Genomic DNA, 18,088 nt, shown 5'->3' with positions numbered 1-18,088 from the left:
TCAGTCCTTGGTCTCGTCCTTGCCGCCATTCGCGGCCGGTTCCGGTTTGGCGGGTGGCGGAGCCGGGGCCTCCTCCGGCTCTTCCTCGGCTTCGGGCGGCGGACCCGAGCGCTTCACGCTGACGCGCCCGCTCGCGGGCTTCGCACGGCGGCCGATCTCCTTCGACACGGCGGCGGCGATCTCGCCAAGCGAATGCTCGACGCCTTCGAGGCCTTTGACGGTGAGCTCGGTTGCAACCGGCGTCTCAAGCTCGCTCAGGCGCCTGTGGATGACGTAGTTGAGGTCGCTGGTGACCCGCCCGACGATGTCGACGTCGCCGACCACGCAGATCAGATCGAAATCCATCGTCGTCGTGCCGAGCTTCTTGAACAGCACGTTCGGGCCCGGCTTCTTCAGCACGTCGCCATGCGCCTCCGCGGCATCGAGCAGCATGGCACGGACCTCGGTGGGATTGAGCCGGCGCGGCACGCTGATCGAGATCAGCACCCGGCCCGTCCGGTCGGAGCGGACGCGGTTGCGCACCACGCCGGAGACCAGGTTCGAGTTCGGCACGATCACCGAGGAGCGGTCGAAGGTCTCGATCTCGGTCGAGCGGACATTAATGCGCTTGACGATGCCCTCGGCGTCGCCGACCAGCACCTGGTCGCCGACCCGGATCGGCCGCTCCCAGAGCAGGATCAGGCCCGAGACGAAGTTCGACACCACCGACTGCAGGCCGAAACCGATACCGACCGAGAGCGCCGAGGCGACGAGCGTGAGCCGCTCCATGCTGAGGCCGAGCGAGGAGAAGCCGATCGCGGCCGCGGCGGCGTAGCCGACATAGCCGGCCGCCGTGGTGATCGAGTTGCGCAGGCCGGTGTCGAGCGCCGTCGTCGGCAGGAACTTGCCTTCGAGCCAGCGCTGCAGCGAGCGCGTCGCCGCCAGCCCGAGCGCGAAGAGCAGGATCGCCACGACGATCGAGGACAGCGAGACCGTGACGCCGCCGACCTGGAAGCCGAAGAAGGCGGCCCGCAGCGATGTCGTCAGATCCGTCGATTCCAGTCCCCATGGCGCAAGCGCCAGCATGACCGTGACGACGATCAGCACGATCTTGAGGGCGCCGGCGAGAACTACCGCGATTTTCTGAAGCGTCGCCGCGCGCAAGCCGATTCCGGCTCGCAGCGTCAGGGCGAAGCGGCCATCGCCGGTGAGCTGGCTGACGATGCCGAGATCGACGAGCTGCATCAGCAGCACGAAGACGGCGGCGAGGATGCCGAGCCAGATCACCTGCTCGGTCAGGAAGGTCGCCAGCACGACATAGCCGAGCAGCAGCGCCAGGATGATGGCGATGCCGACGACCCAGCCGAGGATCCGCACCGGCCCGAGGCTGGCGCCGTCGACCGGCACATAGGGGCCCAGGCACGCCTCCTGCTCGATCTCCTGGTTGTCGCGCAGGCGATAGAGCCCGGCGATCAGGATGAGCGCGAAGGCGGTTGCGACGACGCCGCGCACGATGATCGACAATGTGAGGCCAGCGGCGATCGCCTGGAGCCAGGCTTCCAGCACCTTGCCGATCGCCATGACGATGGCGAGCGAGCCGGCGAGCCAGGTCACCGTGCGTGCCGTCGATTCCATCACGCTGGCGAGGCGCCGCTGCGGCTCGCCGGGCGCGAACAACGCATCGGCCAGCGCCTGGACGAAGGCGAAGAGCGCGAGCCCGAAGACCGCCGCGAGGATGACCGGCTGGACCCGTGGCGGCAGCAGACCGGCCGTGTTGAGACCGGCATAGATCAGCCAGCTCGCCAGCGCCGGCGGCGCCGTCCGCGCGACGACACGGATCAGTGCCGCATAGAGGATGTGGCGGTCGCTCGAATCGACGCTCGCCGCCAATCTTGCCGTCAGGCGCGGCATGTAGCGGGCGCGGGCGACGTAGAGCCCGATCGCGCCGAGAAAGGCGAGCGCGACCAGGACGCCGCGAGGGCTGAACAGGGCCGTGGTGAAGACCGAGAGCCAGTCGCCGAAGATGAACTGCGAAGCACGCAGATCGGACGGAAAGGCCGTCAGCGTCGTCGACCAGACCTCCGGATTGAGGATCGACGGGCCGGCGGCGAACAGCGCCTTGGCGAAGCGATCGCGCCTGAGATCGGCGATCGAGCCCTGCAATTGCTCCCCTTGCAGCAGCGTCGCGCGCCCGATCTTCAGGGTCTCGTCCGCCTCGGTGAAGGTCTTGGTGCGTGTCTCGCGCTCGCGCGCCACGTCCGGCGTCTCGGGCGGCGCATTGGCGTCGGGCTTGGCTCCGAGCTGGTCGAGCCTGAGCTTGGCCTGCTCGGTGCGCGGCCCCTGCTCGTCGGTGAGGATCCGCAACTGATCGAGCAAAGGCTGCAGCCGCAGCCGCTGGCGCTGCAACTCGTTGTCCGAGACATTCGGATTGGTGAGCGAGCCCTCGATCTGGGTGAGCTCGCCGCGGATCGAGTCGAGGCGGGCACGCGGGCTGGCCGTAGTATCTGCAGTCTGCGCCAGCGCCATCAGCGGCACGGCCAGCAGCATCAGCGCGAGCACAAGTGCGCCACCGGAGCGGCGGAAGGCCCGGGCGAGGCCGGATATCATCGACATTGCGGTCCTGCCGGGCTGATTCGCATCGTTGCGCAGCCTCGCCATTGCCGCGCGACGAAAGCAAGCATGTCTGACGACTCGGCAGCTTGGCCGGTCTCGTGGCTTTGCCGGGCTGGCGAACGATGATCGAACAAGAGCATCACATTCCTGTGAGAGTGCGCCACAGCCGGCGCGCCTGACGCTGCGTGTCTTCGGCAGAAAACCGGACAGCATCATGGCAGCGCCGTGGAAAGGGGCGCTGGCACGGCCTCGATTGCCCGGAAAGCAGGTCCGGCCGTCTCAACGCGACCGTGATCGTCGGTGAAGGCACAACCTCTGGCGGTAGCCGCGCTTCTGGGTTTGAATTCCTCCAAAGAACACCTCCGGCTGCTGACGAGCCGGCATGTGCAACCGGTGAGGCGCGCTGGCTCTCTCGCCGATCTTGGAATCGAAACCGGGAGGTTTGCGGTGGCTAAGCTCAGCATCAATGGCAAGACGATTGACATCACGGTCGAGGACGACACACCCCTGCTCTGGGTGATCCGCGAGCAGATCGGCCTGACCGGCACGAAATATGGCTGCGGCGTCGCCCAATGCGGCGCCTGCACCGTGCATATCGACGGTGTCGCCACCCGCTCCTGCACCATGCCGGTGAGCGCCCTCACGGCCGAGCAGAAGATCGTCACCATCGAAGGGCTCTCGCCCGACGGCAATCATCCGATCCAGAAGGCCTGGATCGAGCACGACGTGCCGCAATGCGGCTTCTGCCAGAGCGGCATGATCATGGCCGCCGCGGCGCTGCTGCAGTCCAATCCCAAGCCGAGCGACGCCGACATCGCCTCCGAGATCACCAATATCTGCCGCTGCGGCACCTATAACCGCGTCAAGGCCGCCATCAAGGACGTCGCCGCCGGCGGCCAGATGAATCGCGGCTGATCCGACCTCACCCATTCATTGCGCACGGCTCGAGCGCGACAGCCTCGCCGCAGCGCCATCCGCATCAGGAGGACGCCATGAGTCTAGCCTCTGTGACCGATACGAAGCTCTCCCGCCGCAGCCTGCTGAAAGGCTCGGCCGCAGCGGCCGGCGCCTTCAGCTTCGGCTTTTCCGTCCCGCTCTCCAGTGAGGCACAGGCCCAAGGCGCGGTGCCGGAGATCAATGCCTGGGTCGTGGTCCATCCCGACGACAAGGTGGTGATCCGCATCGCCCGTTCGGAAATGGGCCAGGGCACGCTGACCGGCCTCGCCCAGCTCGTCGCCGAGGAGCTCGACTGCGATTGGGCCAAGGTCACCACCGAATATCCGACGCCCGGCCAGAACCTCGCCCGCAACCGCGTCTGGGGCAATTTCTCGACCGGCGGCAGCCGCGGCGTGCGCGAATCCCATGAATATGTCCGTAAAGGCGGCGCCGCCGCGCGGATGATGCTGCTCCAGGCCGCCGCCGATGGCTGGAAGGTGCCGGTGGCCGAATGCAGCGCCGCCAGGGGCATGATCACGCACAAGGCCTCCGGCCGCTCGATCCGCTATGGCGAGGTCGCTGCCACGGCCGCCAAGCTCCAGGCCCCGGCGCCGGCCAATGTCCCGCTCAAGGACCCGAAGGACTGGACCATTGCCGGCAAGCCGCTGAAGCGGCTCGACACCGCCGACAAGACCACCGGCAAGAAGGTCTACGGCATGGACTTCACGCTGCCGGGGATGCTCAACGCCGCGATCAAGGACTGCCCGGTCTTCGGCGGCAAGGTGAAGAGCTTCGACGCCGCCAAGATCAAGGACATGCCGGGCGTCAAGCACGTCCTGCCGGTCGGCGACAGCGCCATCGCAGTCGTTGCCGACACCTGGTGGCGCGCCAAGACCGCGCTCGATGCGCTGCCGATCACCTGGGACGAGGGCGAGCATGCCAAGGTTTCGAGCGAGAGCATCGCCGCCTGGCTGAAGGAAGGGCTGGACGCGCCGCAGGCCGCCGTCGGCAACCAGAACGGCGACGTCAAAAGCGCCATCGCCAACGCCGCCCGCGTGATCGAGCAGGTCTATTCCTACCCGTTCCAGAACCATGCCTGCATGGAGGTGATGAACGCGACCGCGCTCTATACCCCCGAGCGCTGCGAGGTCTGGACGCCCACGCAGAACGGCGAGGCGGCGCTCGCTGCCGCATCCGAAGCCTCCGGCCTGCCGCTGGCCAAATGCGAGGCCTACAAGATCGATCTCGGCGGCGGCTTTGGCCGGCGCGGTGCCGTCCATGACTGGGTCCGCCAGGTCGTCGCCATTGCCAAGCAGATCCCCGGCACGCCGGTGAAGCTGATCTGGTCGCGCGAGGAGGACATGCTGCACGGGCGCTTCCACCCGGTGACGCAATGCAAGCTCACGGGCGCGCTCGACAAGGACGGCAACCTGACCGGCCTGCACCTGCGCATCTCCGGCCAGTCGATCGTCGCCGGCATCTTCCCGCAGAACATCCAGAACGGCCGCGACCCCGCCGTCTTCCAGGGCCTCAACCCACCGGGGCCGGAGGCCTCGATCGGCTACACCGTGCCGAACCTGCTGATCGACCACGCCATGCGCAACCCGCATGTGCCGCCGGGCTTCTGGCGCGGCGTCAACCTCAACCAGAACACGATCTATCTCGAATGCTTCATCGACGAGCTCGCCCATGCAGCCGGCAAGGACCCGCTCGACTACCGCCGGGCGCTGATGAAGAACCATCCCAAGCACCTCGCCGTGCTCAACGCCGTCGCCGAGAAGGCCGGATGGGGGACGAAGGCTCCGGATGGTGTCCATCGCGGCATCTGCCAGACCATGGGCTTCGGCTCCTATGTCGCGGCGGTCGCCGAGGTCTCGGTCGATGCCGACGGCAAGCTCAAGATCCACAAGATCACTGCCGCGACCGACCCCGGCCACGCCGTCAACCCGGCGCAGATCGAGCGCCAGGTCGAGGGCTCCTTCGTCTACGGGCTCTCCGCCGCGCTCTTCGGCGAGTGCACGGTCAAGGACGGGCGCATGGTCGAGGAGAACTTCGACAGCTATCCGGTGGTGCGCATGGAGGACATGCCGGCGGTCGAGACGATCATCGTGCCCTCCGGCGGCTTCTGGGGCGGCGTCGGCGAGCCGACCATCGCGGTCGCAGCGCCGGCAGTGCTGAACGCGATCTTCGCCGCCACCGGCAAGCGCGTCCGTAATCTGCCGCTGAAGAACACGGATCTGCGCAAGGCGTGAGGCTTGCCTCGATCCGGATTGCGCTGATCTTGCTGGCGCTCGCAAGCGCGCCAGCAAGCGCGCTCGAAGCCTACACCATCGTCGGCGACGCGATACCCGCGCCGCTCGGCGGCAAGATCGGCGATCCCAAGCGCGGGCGGGCGCTCGTGCTCGACCGCACGCAGGGCAATTGCCTGATCTGCCATCAAGTGCCGGAGCCGAACGAGCCCTTCCAGGGCACGATCGGCCCCGATCTCGCCGGTGTCGCCACCCGGCTCGATGCAGGACAGCTGCGTCTGCGTCTCGTCGATGCCAGCCTGCTCAATCCGCAGACGGTGATGCCGCCCTATTTTCGTAACCAAGGATTGCGAGACGTTGCCCCGGCCTTTCGCGATCGGCCGGCGCTGACTGCCCAGGAGATCGAGGATGTCGTCACCTATCTCGCCAGCCTGCGCACGCCCTGAAACGGCGCTCTCGCGCCGCGAGGTCATGGCGGCGGGCGCTGCCGGCCTCGCGCTCGCCGCCTTGCCTGCGATCGGCCACGCCGCCGCCCCGCCAGTGCTCTCCGAACTGATCGCGCGCGTCACCGAAGGCGCGGTGCCCGAGCGCGCCAGGATCAGCTTCGACATTCCCCAGCTGGTCGAGAACGGCAACTCGGTCGATGTCGCGATCCAGGTCGAAAGCCCGATGACGCAGGCCGACCATGTCCGCTGGATCCATGTCATCGCCGAGAAGAACCCGTTTCCCGACGTCGCGCGCTTCCACCTCACCCCGCGCAGCGGCCGAGCCGACATCCGCGCCACCTTGCGTCTCGCCACCTCGCAGAAGGTCGCGGTCGTCGCGGCGCTGAGCGGCGGCGGCTATGTCATGGCAGATGCCGACATCGTCGTGACCCTCAGCGCCTGCATCGACGGAGGTTGAGGCCATGGCATCGTTCAACGCCCGCATCACCATGCCGGCGCAGGCCAAGGCCGGCGAGATCGTCGAGATCCGTGTCCTCGTCCGCCATCCGATGGATCGCGGCGGCCAGGTCGATTCCGAGGGCCGCGTCGTGCCGCGCAAGATCCTCAACCGGCTGACCGTGACCTATGCCGGCGAGTCGGTCTTCCGCTACGACATGCACACCGGCGTCTCGGCCAATCCCTTCGTCAGCTTCACCACCCGCGCCGTCGAGACCGGCGACCTCTCCTTCGAATGGCGCGAGGATGGTGGAGCGACCTTCACCCGCACCGCCCGTCTCGTCGTGACATGAACGCCGCCGGCCGCGTCGTTGCCATAGCGCTGCTCGCACTGGCGGGCGCCTCAGTGGCCCAGGAGATCAAGCCGGGCAGCGCCTTCCTCTCGCCGCAGATGCAGCGCCAGCAGGAGGACGAGGCTCGCAATCCCGGCTGGCTCTGGGTCGAGCAGGGCGAGGAATTGTTCAGCCGCCGTGACGGTATGACCCCGACCTGCCTCTCCTGCCACTCGGACCCCAGGCAGAGCCTGCGCGGGGCAGCCGCCCGCTATCCGCAGGTCGATGCCGGCAGCGGCAAGCTGATCAACCTCGAAGGACGTATCGAGCAGTGCCGGGTCAACAGACAGAAGCAGCCGGCCTTCGGCTATGAGAGCCAGGAGTTGCTTGGCCTCACTGCCTATGTCGCCTCGCTCTCGCATGGCGTGCCCCTGTCGGTCTCGGCCGAAGGCGCCGCAAAACCTTTCTACGAAGCCGGCAAGGCCTTCTACGAGCGCCGGCAGGGCCAGCTCAATCTCGCCTGCACGCAATGCCATGACGGCCTGGTCGGCCAGAAGCTGCGCGGCGACACGATCAGCTACGGCATCGGCACCGGCTACCCGGCCTACCGGCTCGAATGGAACGGACTCGGCTCGCTGCACCGGCGCCTGCGCGCCTGCTCGCTCGGCGTCCGGGCGACGCAGTTCGACTATGGCTCCGATGATTATCTCGCGCTGGAGCTCTTTCTCGCGGTGCGTGCCAAGGGGCTCGCGCTCGAGGCGCCGGGTCTGCGGCGATAGGTCTTGTTGGCGCCCGCACGAGCCGTCACGATCCCGGCACAGTCCTGTCGGAGACGTCCTGGATGCTTCGCCTGCCTGCCCTCGTCGCCTTCATGCTGATTGCCACCGCCGCCATCGCCCAGCCGGATGCTGAGCCGCCCGCCTCCGCGGTCGGCATTGCCGCACCCCCGCCCTTCGTGCTCAAGGGCACCGAGGTCCGGACGATCCGGGCCAAGGCGCTGCAGCGCGACTATGAGATCTTCGTCAGCCTGCCGGAATCCTATCAGTCGCAGCCGCGGCGGCGTTTCCCGGTGCTGTTCGTCACCGATGCCGACTATGCCTTCCCGCTGGTGCGCAGCATCGCCCGCCGGGTCGGCAACCGGGCCAAAGGGCTGGAGGAGTTCATCCTGGTCGGCCTGTCCTATTCCGTCGGCGACACCCCCGAATACAGCCGCCGGCGCGACTACACGCCGACGCCGAACGGGGAGAAGACGCGTGATCCCTCCGGAAAACCGCCGGTCTTCGGCGAGGCCGAAGGCTATCGCCGCTTCCTCTCCGAAGAGCTGATGCCCTTCGTCGCGGCGACCTATCGCACCGACACCACCCGCAGCATCTATGCCGGCCACTCCTATGGCGGGCTGTTCGGCCTCCATGTCCTGCTCACCGAGCCGAAGCTATTCCAGCACTACATCATCGGCAGCCCCTCGCTCTGGTTCGACCAGAAGGTGCTGTTCCAGCGAGAAAAGACCTATGCCGAGGCCAACAAGGAGCTGAAGGCGAACGTGCTGATGGCGATCGCTTCCTATGAGACGATCGACAAGGCCTCGGGCGATCCGCGCTACAACGGCAAGACCGACATGATCGCCGATCTCCGGGAATTCGAGCAGGCTTTGCGCTCGCGCAATTATCCCGGCCTCAAGCTATCAAGCGAGATCATCCCCGGCGAGGACCACCTCACCGTCTTCCCGGCCATCATCACGCGCGGGCTGCTCTGGGCGCTGCCGGCGAAACGGGACTGAGTTTCGTCATTGCGAGGAGCGGAGCGACGAAGCAATCCAGGAGGACGTAGAGCTCTGCTGCCCCTGGATTGCTTCGCTACGCTCGCAATGACGGCAAGAGCCCTGCCCCTTATGAATCCTTCTTGTCCTTGCCGTTCTTCGGCTTGTTTTTGTCTTTCTCCCGGCCCTTCGGTTTGGCGCGGTTGTGGAAGCTGGCATTGCCGAGCCCGGTGCCGATCGTCAGCACCGCCCAGTGCTCGACATCCTGCATGAACGGCAATTCGCTCAAACCCTGGACGACGGCGTCGTTGTGCATGGTGACGACGGTGTCGTGCTCGCCGATTTCCGGCGCCATCTCTCGGATGTTCTCGACCAGGTTGAAGCGGCTGCTCGACCAGTTGCCCGGCAGGTTCTGGGCGCCGCGGTCGATCGCTCCGTCAGGCTCGATCAGACCGGGACAGCCGACGCCGATGAAGGGCGCGACGCGCAGGCCTTCCTTGGCGGCGTGCTCGATCTGCCCGCGCAGCATCTTGCCGAGCCGCTTCACTGCCTCCTCGCGGCTCGGCTCCTCGTCGGCATGGCGCCAGAGCTCGGTTTCCCAGACGCGCGCCTTGCTCAGATCGGAAGCCTTGTCCTGGCGCAGTTCGACGATGCCGGCGCGGATATTGGAACCGCCGATATCGACCGCGACCAGGCTGTCATAGGCCTCGAAGATCCATTTCGGCGCGAGATGGGCGCTGCCGACCAGCCCGGCCTCGTCCGGGTGATGGCGCACCGGCACCAGCTCGATCGCATGGCCATCCGTCTGCAGGATGATCCCGGCCCGCGCGATCGCGAGTTCGCCGATCCGGCTCTGGCGGAAGCCGCCGCCGACGACGATGCGCTCGACCGGGCTCCAGGCCTTCTGCCGCAGGAAGCGGCGGATGACGAAGGCGAGCGACTGGGCGAAGCGCTCGACCGCCGAGAGCACCAGCGCCGCCTCGCGCGCCTCGCCCTCCGTCAGCAGCTTATCGAGCTCCGACTTGCTGACGGTCTTGCCTGCCTTGGCCAGCGGGTCCTCGCCGGTCTCGGCCAGATGGCTGCGCAATTCGGCGAGATGGTCCATGAAGGCGCTGCGGCTCGCCTTGTCGCCGAGGAAGCCGTCGCCATCGCGGATTTCGAGATTGTAGCTGGTCACAATGACCGACGGCAGCTCCTGCGCTCCATGCGGTCCGGTCGCATTTGTCTTGCTCGCTGCCGCCACGGCCATCGCATCCCCCGCATTGAAAGCACGCGGGGAGAACGAGCAACGCCCCCTGGCGGTTCCTGCGCCGCGCCGCCGCATGCCCCGTCTGCGCTGCGGGCGGGGACATTCAACCTGCTGGCGATTGACCCCACTGCGTCCTTTCGCCTCCATAGCCGGCGGCGCGGTTCGCGGCCTGGGGGATAGACATGCTCGAAGTGATCGGCCGCTCGCTTGCGATCGGCATCGTCGCCACCGCCCTGCTCGATCTCTGGGCGCTCTTTCTCAACCGTGCTTTCGGCATACCCCTGGCGAACTGGGCTGCGATCGGGCGCTGGTTCGCCTATTTGCCGCGCGGCCGCTTCGCGCACGACACCATCGCCGAGACGCCGCCGGTGGCGAACGAGCTCGCGATCGGCTGGATCATGCACTACCTGATCGGCGCCCTCTTCGCCGCGATCGTCATCCTGGTCTGGGGGCTGGACTGGGCCCGCAATCCGACATTGCTGCCGGCCCTGATCGTCGGCGTCGTCACCGTCGGCTGCGGCTGGTTCATCCTGCAGCCCGGCCTGGGCTTCGGCCTCGCCGCCAACAAGCGGCCGAACGCCGGCCAGATCAGGCTGATCGGCCTGATCAACCACGTCGTCTTCGGCCTGGGCCTCTGGCTCGCCGCGCTGCTGATGCGCTGAACGGCACTCACCAAGATTTCAAACGCAAGGACTGAGCTTATGGCCGCGACTCTGTTCCATAACGCCCGCATCGTCGACGGCACCGCGCCCGAACGCGCAGCGCCGACCTCCGTCCTGGTCGAGGGCGGGCTGGTCCGCGAGGTCGGCAAGAGTGTCCGCTCCGACAAGGCGAAAGTGGTCGACCTCAAGGGCCGCACGCTGATGCCCGGCCTGATCGACGCCCATGTCCATGTCATCGCCGGCCTCGCCGATCTCGGCCGCAACGCCGCCTTGCCGGATTCGCTCGTCACCGTGCGCTCGCTGGTGATCATGCGCGAGATGCTGCTGCGCGGCTTCACCACCGTGCGCGACGTCGGCGGCGCCGATTTCGGCCTGAAGCAGGCGACGGAGGAGCACGACTATCCGACGCCGCGTCTCGTCATCTCCGGCAAGGCGCTGAGCCAGACCGGCGGCCATGCCGATTTCCGCGGCCGCTATGACGACCGGCTCGCGCCCGGCACCCGCCATCGCCTCGGCGCGCTCGGCCGCATCTGCGACGGCGAGGCTGAGGTCCGCCGCGCCGCGCGCGAGGAGCTCAAGGGCGGCGCCGACTTCATCAAGATCATGGCCAATGGCGGCTGCGCCTCGCCGACCGACCCGATCCATTTCCTCGGCTTCTCGGTCGGCGAGCTGGAGGCGGTGGTCGAGGAAGCTCGCATGGCCGGAACCTATGTCTCCGCCCATGTCTATACCGACGAGGCGATCCGCCGCTGCGTCGAGGCCGGCGTCCATTCGCTGGAGCATTGCAACCTGATCAAGGCCGAGACCGCCAAGCTCGCCGCCAAGAATGGCGCCGTCGCAGTGCCCACCCTCGTCACCTATGACAAGCTCGCCAGCGAGGGCGGCAAGCTCGGTTTCCCGCCCGATTCCGTCGCCAAGGTCGAATTCGTCCGCGCCGCCGGCATGGAATCGCTGGCGATCATGAAGAAGGCGGGTTTGGCGATGGCCTATGGCAGCGACCTGCTCGGCGAGATGCACCGGCACCAGTCGGAGGAGTTCGTTATTCGCGGCCGCGCCCTGCCCGCGCATGAGGTGATCGGCGCCGCCACCCATGTCGCAGCCAGGCTGCTGAAGCTCGAGGGCAAGATCGGCACGATCGCGCCCGGCGCCTATGCCGACCTGATCGTCGTCGACGGCGACCCGCTGCAGGACCTGTCACTGCTGACGCATCAAGGCCGGCACATGCCTGTCATCATGAAGGCCGGCGCCTTCATCAAGCGCGCCCGGCTGGACTGAAGGCGCATGAAGCCCTGGACGCAGCTCGACGCCGCGGCGATTGCCGGCGGCGGCACGCTCAAGCTCATGCGCCGCGGCGAGGACGAGTTCTCGATCACGCTCGGCCACAACGAGCTGATGAACTCGCGCCTCAAGGGGTCGGAAGAGGCGCTGGCGACGCTCGCCATCGAGCGGATCGGTCAGCGCCCAGGCCTGCGCCTGCTGATCGGCGGGCTCGGCATGGGTTTCACGCTCCGGGCCGCCCTTGCCGCGCTTCTGGCGGACGCAGAGATCGTCGTCGCCGAGCTGATCCCCGCGGTTGTCGCCTGGGCGCGCGGCCCGCTCGCTCCGATCTTCGCCGGCTGCCTCGACGATCCCCGCGTCAGTGTGCGCGAAGCCGATGTCGTGGCCGCCATCCGCGAAGGACAGAGACGCTACGACGCGATCTTGCTAGACGTCGACAACGGCCCGGACGGGCTGATGGTCGAGGCGAACGACCGGCTCTACGACCATGCCGGCCTGTCCCATGCGAAGGCGGCACTGCGGCCAGGCGGCGTGCTCGCGGTCTGGTCGGCCGGGCCGGACCGCAGCTTCACCCGGCGCCTGCGCCACGCCGGCTTCGTCGTCGAGGAGAAGACTGTGCGTGCCCGGGCCGGAGCCGGCGGCGCCAAGCACATGATCTGGCTCGCCGCCCCCCAGGGAAACGCGACTGCCGTGCAGCCCGCTCGGCCTTCTGGAAGCAGGCGCCGCTAGCGCTCGCCCAAGAGCCGCGCCAGACCGGCGGAAAGCCCGACATTCGGAACTGCGGCCGGCAGCGCCAGATCGCCTTGCACCGGCTTCAGCGGCGGATTGCGGGCCGCATCGAGCACGGCAGCAAAGCCGGCCTGCACCGAGCAGATCACCGGCACACCGGCATGAGGCTCGACCCGTGCCGCGAGACCGGCGAGCCCTGCGCCTCCCAAAATGACCGCCTGCGCCCCATCGCGTTCGACCGTCCGCCGGCAGGCTTCCGCCAGCAGCGCGATCGAGCCGTCAGGATCGGCCGCGATATCCCCACCGGTCGGCGCAACCGTCTCGACCGCGGCCAGTCGGCCATCCAGCCCGAGCGCCGCGGTGAATTCGGTCAGGATCGGGCCCCAGCGCTCGCCGCCAGTGACGATCGAGAAGCGTCCGCCCTGCGCCGCGGCCTGCCGGCAGGCCGCTTCGGCCATGCCGACCACCGGGATCTCGGCGATCTCCTTCAGCGCCATCAGCCCGGGATCGCCGAAGCACGCGAGATAGACCGCATCGCAATCGGCGCCGTGCTCGGCAAAGGCGTCGAGCGCCGCATGGCTTGCAATCGCTCCAGCGCTGCGGGTGGAGATGTAGCGGGCGCCGAAACGGCCGGTCGCTGGCTTCAAGGTTATGCCAGCGGGCGTCAGCGGCGCCAGCACGCGCATGACCAGCTCGGTCATCTCGGGGCTGGTATTCGGATTGAGGACGAGGATGCGCAAGATGAACCCAGCAGATGAAATTTAGCGCTTCGAAGCTTTATCGTTTTTGGCGGCGCTCTGAGCTTTGCCGCGCCTGCCTCTCACCGGCAAGGGTTAGCGGCCCGCATTCCTCGCATGAACGCCACGCGAGAAGAGCCGGCCTCCAGTTGCAGTGCCTGGAACCATCGCGCCATGCCCGGGTTGCACCATTGCCCGCCCCACATCGGAGGATGGACGATGCCAGCCAAATCCAAGGCGCAGCAGAAGGCCGCCGGCGCCGCGCTCGCCGCCAAGCGCGGCGATATCCCCAAGAGCGAACTCAAGGGAGCCTCGAAGTCGATGGTCGAGTCGATGACCGAGAAAGAGCTCGACGAACTGGCCTCGACCAGGCGCAAGGGCAAGCCGGAGCATGTGACGAAGCACTGATCCGCAGCGCCGGCCTTGGCGGAAAAGGAAACTGGCGTCCCGGAAGGGATTCGAACCCCTGACCTACGGTTTAGGAAACCGTTGCTCTATCCTGCTGAGCTACCGGGACGCACGTCCTTGCGTTTAGCATAAAGCCGATGTGGGTGAAGCCTTCCTTTGCAGCGATCCTACCGTTTCTCGCCATCATTGCGGCCGGGGCTCCGACGCAAGCCGCCGATGACGCTTGCGTGACGTCGGAAGGGGCCGAGCTGGTCCGCCTCGTCGGCCTCGACCGGCATGGCGACCCGCTGCTCGCTGACGGCCGGAGCGTCAGGCTGGCTGGGCTCGCGCCGCGACAGAACGACGCCGAGCGCAAGCGTTTCGCAATGCAGTTGGCGCGCTGGCATGGGCAGAGCTTCCGGTTGGCTCCTCTCGGCGGAGCGGATCGCTGGGGCCGCCTCCCGGGCCGCCTTCTCGCCGTCGACGATACTCCCGATGCGCTCGCCGGCCAGCCCGACCTCAGCGCCGCCCTCCTCGCCGAAGGCGCCGCGATGCGCCTGCCCGAGCCGGGCCTCGCCGCCTGCAACGAGCTCTGGCGGAAGGCCGAGCCGCGGCGAATCGCGGCCGGCCAGCCCGGCACCCCGCAGCGAAAACATGACGCAGTGGCGCTTCTGGTAGTTGACGGCCATGATGCTGCCGCGATGCGAGCGCAGGCGGGCCGGATCGTCGTGGTCGAGGGGCGTATCGCTGGCGTGGGAGAGCGGGCGCAGCGGACCTATCTCAATTTCGAGCGACGGCGCGGCGCAGGCGGCAGCATTGTTCTGTCGCGCGCGCTGTGGCGTGAATTGCAGCGCGCCGGCTGGACCGCCTCGGCGCTGACGGGTAAACGCGTGCGCGTACGCGGCGTGATCGAGGGGCGCGACGGCCTCCTGATCGAAGCCGAGGCGCGAAGCGCACTGGAATTGATTGACTAGGGACCGATGCGGAGAGTTCAGCGACATCGTCAGCCGATCCGGGGACGCCTCGTCGCCGCGCTGCTGCCGGCCCTGTTGCTGGCGGCCTGCTTCGGCGATCAGAATTCCGTCCTGGCCCCGCTCAACCAGCCCGGCGGCGAGGCGGCACCGCGCGTCGCCAGCCTGCAGCGCAGCACCGACCGCGAGCACCAGCGCCTGCTCGCGGCCTTCGGCGGCGAGTACCGCGCCCCGCAGGTCAAGGCCGAGCTGGAGGCGATCATCGCCCGCCTCGCCAAGGCCGGAGAGGGCCAGATCGGCACCTATGAGGTGACGATCCTCAACTCACCGATCGTCAACGCCTTCGCGCTGCCGACCGGACGGCTCTACGTCACCCGCGGCCTGCTCGCCCTCGCGAACGACTCGTCCGAGATCGCCTCGGTGATGGCGCACGAGATCGCCCATGTCACCGCGCGACACGCCGTCGAGCGTGCCGAGATGGAAGCGGAGTCGGCGCTGGTCAGCAAGGTCGTGGCGCAGGTGCTGAACGACCCGACAACCGGGGCAGCCGTGCAGCAGAGCTCGAAGCTCTCGCTCGCCCGCTTCTCGCGCCAGCAGGAACTGACCGCCGACCAAATCAGCGTGCGCAACATCGCCCGCGCCGGCTACGACCCCTATGGCGCTGGCCGTTTCCTGGTCTCGCTCGGCCGCAACACCAGTTTCCGCGCCGGTGGCCAGGGCGGCGGCGACAAGAAGCTCGATATCCTCTCCAGCCATCCCTCGACGCCCGAGCGTGTCGCCGCCGTCACCAACGGCGCCCGCCAGATCGGCGCGCCCGGCCTCGGCGAGCGGGACGCTGCGCGCTGGCTCAGCGTCGTCGACGGCGTCGCCTTCGGTGACGATCCGGCCGACGGCGTCGTGCGCGGCCAGCGCTATCTCAACAGCGCCCTGCGCATCGCCTTCACCGCGCCTGACGGCTTCGAGCTGGAAGCGGCGCGCGAGATGGTGGTCGGCGTCAGCAATGACGGCTCGCAGGCGCTGCGTTTCGACTCGGTCGCGCTGAAGTCCGGGCAGACGCTCGAATCCTATGTCGCCTCGGGCTGGATCGACGGCGTCGCCACGGCGGAAGTCCAGTCGCTGACGGTCGGCGGCCTGCCCGCGGCGGTGACCTCGGGCAAGGGCGCCGACTGGACCTTCCGCCTCGCCGCGGTCCAGGCCGGGCCGCGCGTCTATCGCTTCATCCTCGCTGCCAAGGGCCAGAACGACCCCGAGCGTGGCATGCGCGCCCTGCTCGACAGCTTCCGCAATCTCAGCGCCAGCGACGCCCAATCGGTCAGCCCCTTGCGCATCAGGCTCGTCACCGCAGGCGCCGGTGACACGCCCGCCGGCCTCGCCGAGCGCATGGCCTCGACCGATCGGCCGCTCGAGCAGTTCCTGATCCTGAACGGGCTGGAGCGCAGTGCGAAGCTGACGCCCGGCCAGCGTTACAAGATCGTGAGCGAGTAAGGCGGCGGCCAGCCGGTGCTTTCGTCACGCCATGTGCTAGCCTCCGCGCCGTCGTCAGGACAGGGAGGCAGCCATGGCGCTCGATCGCCGCATCGTCGAACTCTACGACGAATACACCCACAAGCCGCTCGACCGGCGCAGCTTCATGAACCGGCTGATCGCCATCGCCGGTTCGGCCGCCGCCGCCGAGGCGGCGCTCTCCCTGCTGGAGCCGAACTACGCCCAGGCTCAGCAGGTCACTGCGGACGATGCCCGCATCGAGACAAAGCGCATCGACGAGACCATCGGCGGCGTGAAGCTCAAGGGCTATCTCGTCACGCCGAAAACCCAGGCCAAGCGCGGCGGCGTTCTCGTCATCCATGAGAACCGCGGCCTGAACCCGCATATCGAGGACGTGACCCGCCGCGCGGCACTGGCCGGCTTCAGCGCACTCGGGGTCGATTTCCTGACCCCGCTCGGCGGCACCCCGGCCGATGCCGACGCCGCCCGCGCCTTGTTCCCGCAGCTGAAGCCCGAGGATGTCATCGCGCAGGGCCGTGCGGCCCTCGCCATCCTCAAGGCACGGCCGGATGCGACCGGAAAAGTCGGCGCCGTCGGCTTCTGCTGGGGCGGCGGCGCGGTCAACGACCTCGCCGTCAGCGCACCGGAACTCAATGCCGGCGTGGTCTTCTATGGTCGTTCGCCCGACCTCGCCAAGGTCCCGCAGATCAAGGCCCGGCTGCTGATCCAGCAGGCTGCCCGCGACACGCGGCTGGTCGAGGGTCTGCCAGCCTATGAGGCAGCGCTGAAGGCGGCGGGCATCCCATATCAGGCGATCGTCTACCCCGACGTCGATCACGCCTTCCACAACGACACCAGCGCCGAGCGCTACAGCGCCGCGACAGCCAAGCTCGCCTGGGAGCGGACGGTCGCCTTCCTCGCGGCGGAGACGGGGGCTACCTGACACGAAAGAGCCCGGCGGATCGCTCCGCCGGGCTCTTCTATTCGGTGAAGAAAGCTGCCTCAGGCAGCTTCTTCCTGCAGGTCGTCGTCGCCATCCTCGCCATCGGCCGCCTCGGCGGCATCGGCCTTGCCGGCGCGGCGCGGCGACTTGGCGAGCTGGCCCTCGATCTTCTTCAGCGCCTCGGTCTCGGTGATCTCCTCGACCGCCGAAATCTCGCGGGTCATCCGGTCGATCGCCGCCTCGTAGAGCTGGCGCTCGGAATAGGACTGCTCGGGCTGCGCCTCGGAGCGATAGAGATCGCGCACCACCTCGGCGATGGCGACGAGATCGCCCGAATTGATCTTGGCTTCGTATTCCTGGGCGCGGCGCGACCACATGGTGCGCTTGATCCGGGCACGGCCGGTCAGGGTCGAGAGCGCCTTGCCGACGATGTCGGTGTCGGCGAGCTTGCGCAGGCCGACGCTCGCCGCCTTGGCGGTGGGCACACGCAGGGTCATCTTGTCCTTGGCGAAGCTGACGACGAACAGCTCGAGCTTGAAGCCAGCGACTTCCTGCTCCTCGATCGCCGTGATCTGACCGACGCCATGGGACGGGTAGACGACGAACTCGCCCGTCTTGAAGCCCTGGCGCACAACAGTCTTCTTCGCAGTGGACATGCCGTTTCGACTCCTGATTTCTCCGCTGGGGGCGGAGACGCGACTTTCAGCCGCTGGCCAGGATGGCCGGCGGCACTCTGCCTGACACGTCGGATGAGCCTTCTGGCCCTTGTCCCGACGCAACACGCTCCCACAGCCGATTGTTTCTTGCGAACCACCAGACACGAAGACAACGACACACCGGACATTCTGACCGGCGGTGCATTGCTGTCGTCTCAGGGGGTGCCCCGTTTGTGTGACCTCGC

The 18,088-nt window shown here is 67.8% G+C and carries 18 protein-coding genes and 1 tRNA gene; 14 read left to right on the top strand and 5 right to left on the bottom strand.

The features are described 5' to 3' along the window. Positions 1-2,592, bottom strand: coding sequence for a DUF3772 domain-containing protein (locus ACQKLX_RS03380; RefSeq protein ID WP_427359494.1), 2,592 nt, complete (start codon positions 2,590-2,592; stop codon positions 1-3). A 447-nt stretch (positions 2,593-3,039) separates the two neighbouring features. Here ACQKLX_RS03380 and ACQKLX_RS03375 point away from each other — a divergent pair, with 447 nt between their 5' ends. The 7 genes from ACQKLX_RS03375 (at position 3,040) to ACQKLX_RS03345 (ending at position 8,767) form a co-directional block, all read left to right on the top strand. After that, positions 3,040-3,507, top strand: a complete 468-nt coding sequence (locus ACQKLX_RS03375; RefSeq protein WP_427359492.1) for a (2Fe-2S)-binding protein — start codon at positions 3,040-3,042, stop codon at positions 3,505-3,507. A gap of 77 nt (positions 3,508-3,584) precedes the next feature. Further along, positions 3,585-5,780: a xanthine dehydrogenase family protein molybdopterin-binding subunit gene (locus ACQKLX_RS03370; RefSeq protein ID WP_427359490.1), complete on the top strand. Its 2,196-nt coding sequence runs from the start codon at positions 3,585-3,587 to the stop codon at positions 5,778-5,780. Then, on the top strand, positions 5,777-6,223 hold the full coding sequence (soxX, locus tag ACQKLX_RS03365; protein ID WP_427359488.1) for a sulfur oxidation c-type cytochrome SoxX: 447 nt from the start codon (positions 5,777-5,779) through the stop codon (positions 6,221-6,223). Before ACQKLX_RS03370 ends, soxX begins: the two co-directional genes overlap by 4 nt. Further along, positions 6,186-6,680 (top strand): thiosulfate oxidation carrier protein SoxY, encoded by a 495-nt coding sequence (locus tag ACQKLX_RS03360; RefSeq protein WP_427359487.1) that lies wholly within the window; start codon positions 6,186-6,188, stop codon positions 6,678-6,680. Before soxX ends, ACQKLX_RS03360 begins: the two co-directional genes overlap by 38 nt. Before the next feature lie 4 nt (positions 6,681-6,684). Continuing rightward, on the top strand, positions 6,685-7,011 hold the full coding sequence (gene soxZ, locus ACQKLX_RS03355) for a thiosulfate oxidation carrier complex protein SoxZ (RefSeq protein WP_427359485.1): 327 nt from the start codon (positions 6,685-6,687) through the stop codon (positions 7,009-7,011). After that, positions 7,008-7,769, top strand: a complete 762-nt coding sequence (gene soxA, locus ACQKLX_RS03350; protein WP_427359484.1) for a sulfur oxidation c-type cytochrome SoxA — start codon at positions 7,008-7,010, stop codon at positions 7,767-7,769. The genes soxZ and soxA overlap by 4 nt, the downstream gene beginning before the upstream one ends. 62 nt (positions 7,770-7,831) lie before the next feature. Continuing rightward, positions 7,832-8,767: an alpha/beta hydrolase gene (locus ACQKLX_RS03345; RefSeq protein WP_427359482.1), complete on the top strand. Its 936-nt coding sequence runs from the start codon at positions 7,832-7,834 to the stop codon at positions 8,765-8,767. Between the two features lie 109 nt (positions 8,768-8,876). On the opposite strand, the gene ACQKLX_RS03340 is transcribed toward ACQKLX_RS03345, so the two are convergent. Continuing rightward, complete coding sequence (locus tag ACQKLX_RS03340; protein ID WP_427359480.1) at positions 8,877-9,995, bottom strand: ROK family protein; 1,119 nt, start codon at positions 9,993-9,995, stop codon at positions 8,877-8,879. A 182-nt stretch (positions 9,996-10,177) separates the two neighbouring features. Between ACQKLX_RS03340 and ACQKLX_RS03335 the strand changes: the two genes are divergently transcribed. Genes ACQKLX_RS03335 through ACQKLX_RS03325 form a run of 3 tightly spaced genes read left to right on the top strand, consistent with a single transcriptional unit; the run spans position 10,178 to position 12,664 of the window. Then, positions 10,178-10,657, top strand: coding sequence for a DUF2938 domain-containing protein (locus tag ACQKLX_RS03335; RefSeq protein WP_427359479.1), 480 nt, complete (start codon positions 10,178-10,180; stop codon positions 10,655-10,657). A gap of 39 nt (positions 10,658-10,696) precedes the next feature. Next, the gene (locus tag ACQKLX_RS03330; RefSeq protein ID WP_427359477.1) at positions 10,697-11,932 is read left to right on the top strand and encodes a metal-dependent hydrolase family protein; all 1,236 of its coding nucleotides are present in this window, start codon (positions 10,697-10,699) and stop codon (positions 11,930-11,932) included. 6 nt (positions 11,933-11,938) lie between these two features. Then, positions 11,939-12,664 carry a spermidine synthase gene (locus ACQKLX_RS03325; RefSeq protein WP_427359476.1) on the top strand — a complete coding sequence of 242 codons (726 nt, stop codon included), beginning with the start codon at positions 11,939-11,941 and terminating at the stop codon, positions 12,662-12,664. Here the strand turns inward: ACQKLX_RS03325 and ACQKLX_RS03320 are convergent. Beyond that, positions 12,661-13,404, bottom strand: a complete 744-nt coding sequence (locus ACQKLX_RS03320; RefSeq protein WP_427359475.1) for an aspartate/glutamate racemase family protein — start codon at positions 13,402-13,404, stop codon at positions 12,661-12,663. The genes ACQKLX_RS03325 and ACQKLX_RS03320 overlap by 4 nt on opposite strands. Before the next feature lie 216 nt (positions 13,405-13,620). Here ACQKLX_RS03320 and ACQKLX_RS03315 point away from each other — a divergent pair, with 216 nt between their 5' ends. Then, positions 13,621-13,809: a DUF3008 family protein gene (locus tag ACQKLX_RS03315; RefSeq protein WP_427359473.1), complete on the top strand. Its 189-nt coding sequence runs from the start codon at positions 13,621-13,623 to the stop codon at positions 13,807-13,809. Between the two features lie 32 nt (positions 13,810-13,841). Here ACQKLX_RS03315 and ACQKLX_RS03310 read toward each other — a convergent pair. Next, positions 13,842-13,918: transfer RNA gene (locus ACQKLX_RS03310), tRNA-Arg, on the bottom strand. 118 nt (positions 13,919-14,036) lie between these two features. On the opposite strand from ACQKLX_RS03310, the gene ACQKLX_RS03305 reads away from it, so the two are divergent. The 3 genes from ACQKLX_RS03305 to ACQKLX_RS03295 all read left to right on the top strand — a co-directional run bounded on the left by ACQKLX_RS03305 (position 14,037) and on the right by ACQKLX_RS03295 (position 17,187). Continuing rightward, positions 14,037-14,762: a hypothetical protein gene (locus ACQKLX_RS03305; RefSeq protein WP_427359472.1), complete on the top strand. Its 726-nt coding sequence runs from the start codon at positions 14,037-14,039 to the stop codon at positions 14,760-14,762. A gap of 6 nt (positions 14,763-14,768) precedes the next feature. Then, the gene (locus ACQKLX_RS03300; protein ID WP_427359470.1) at positions 14,769-16,244 is read left to right on the top strand and encodes a M48 family metalloprotease; all 1,476 of its coding nucleotides are present in this window, start codon (positions 14,769-14,771) and stop codon (positions 16,242-16,244) included. Positions 16,245-16,317: 73 nt separating this feature from the next. Continuing rightward, positions 16,318-17,187: a dienelactone hydrolase family protein gene (locus ACQKLX_RS03295; RefSeq protein WP_427359468.1), complete on the top strand. Its 870-nt coding sequence runs from the start codon at positions 16,318-16,320 to the stop codon at positions 17,185-17,187. A gap of 59 nt (positions 17,188-17,246) precedes the next feature. On the opposite strand, the gene ACQKLX_RS03290 is transcribed toward ACQKLX_RS03295, so the two are convergent. After that, positions 17,247-17,843, bottom strand: coding sequence for a CarD family transcriptional regulator (locus ACQKLX_RS03290; protein ID WP_427359466.1), 597 nt, complete (start codon positions 17,841-17,843; stop codon positions 17,247-17,249). Positions 17,844-18,088 lie beyond the last annotated feature (245 nt).

This window comes from Allobosea sp. NPDC003192, from assembly GCF_050275675.1.
Classification (GTDB): Bacteria; Pseudomonadota; Alphaproteobacteria; order Rhizobiales; family Beijerinckiaceae; genus Allobosea.
This window is presented reverse-complemented; position numbering and strand designations above follow the sequence as displayed.

Coding starts and splice junctions, on each gene's coding strand:
- ACQKLX_RS03380 (WP_427359494.1), bottom strand. CDS start 2,592: ATGTCGATGATATCCGGCCTCGCCCGGGCCTTCCGCCGCTCCGGTGGC.
- ACQKLX_RS03370 (WP_427359490.1), top strand. CDS start 3,585: ATGAGTCTAGCCTCTGTGACCGATACGAAGCTCTCCCGCCGCAGCCTG.
- ACQKLX_RS03360 (WP_427359487.1), top strand. CDS start 6,186: ATGTCGTCACCTATCTCGCCAGCCTGCGCACGCCCTGAAACGGCGCTC.
- soxZ (WP_427359485.1), top strand. CDS start 6,685: ATGGCATCGTTCAACGCCCGCATCACCATGCCGGCGCAGGCCAAGGCC.
- soxA (WP_427359484.1), top strand. CDS start 7,008: ATGAACGCCGCCGGCCGCGTCGTTGCCATAGCGCTGCTCGCACTGGCG.
- ACQKLX_RS03345 (WP_427359482.1), top strand. CDS start 7,832: ATGCTTCGCCTGCCTGCCCTCGTCGCCTTCATGCTGATTGCCACCGCC.
- ACQKLX_RS03340 (WP_427359480.1), bottom strand. CDS start 9,995: ATGGCCGTGGCGGCAGCGAGCAAGACAAATGCGACCGGACCGCATGGA.
- ACQKLX_RS03335 (WP_427359479.1), top strand. CDS start 10,178: ATGCTCGAAGTGATCGGCCGCTCGCTTGCGATCGGCATCGTCGCCACC.
- ACQKLX_RS03330 (WP_427359477.1), top strand. CDS start 10,697: ATGGCCGCGACTCTGTTCCATAACGCCCGCATCGTCGACGGCACCGCG.
- ACQKLX_RS03325 (WP_427359476.1), top strand. CDS start 11,939: ATGAAGCCCTGGACGCAGCTCGACGCCGCGGCGATTGCCGGCGGCGGC.
- ACQKLX_RS03315 (WP_427359473.1), top strand. CDS start 13,621: ATGCCAGCCAAATCCAAGGCGCAGCAGAAGGCCGCCGGCGCCGCGCTC.
- ACQKLX_RS03300 (WP_427359470.1), top strand. CDS start 14,769: ATGCGGAGAGTTCAGCGACATCGTCAGCCGATCCGGGGACGCCTCGTC.
- ACQKLX_RS03295 (WP_427359468.1), top strand. CDS start 16,318: ATGGCGCTCGATCGCCGCATCGTCGAACTCTACGACGAATACACCCAC.
- ACQKLX_RS03290 (WP_427359466.1), bottom strand. CDS start 17,843: ATGTCCACTGCGAAGAAGACTGTTGTGCGCCAGGGCTTCAAGACGGGC.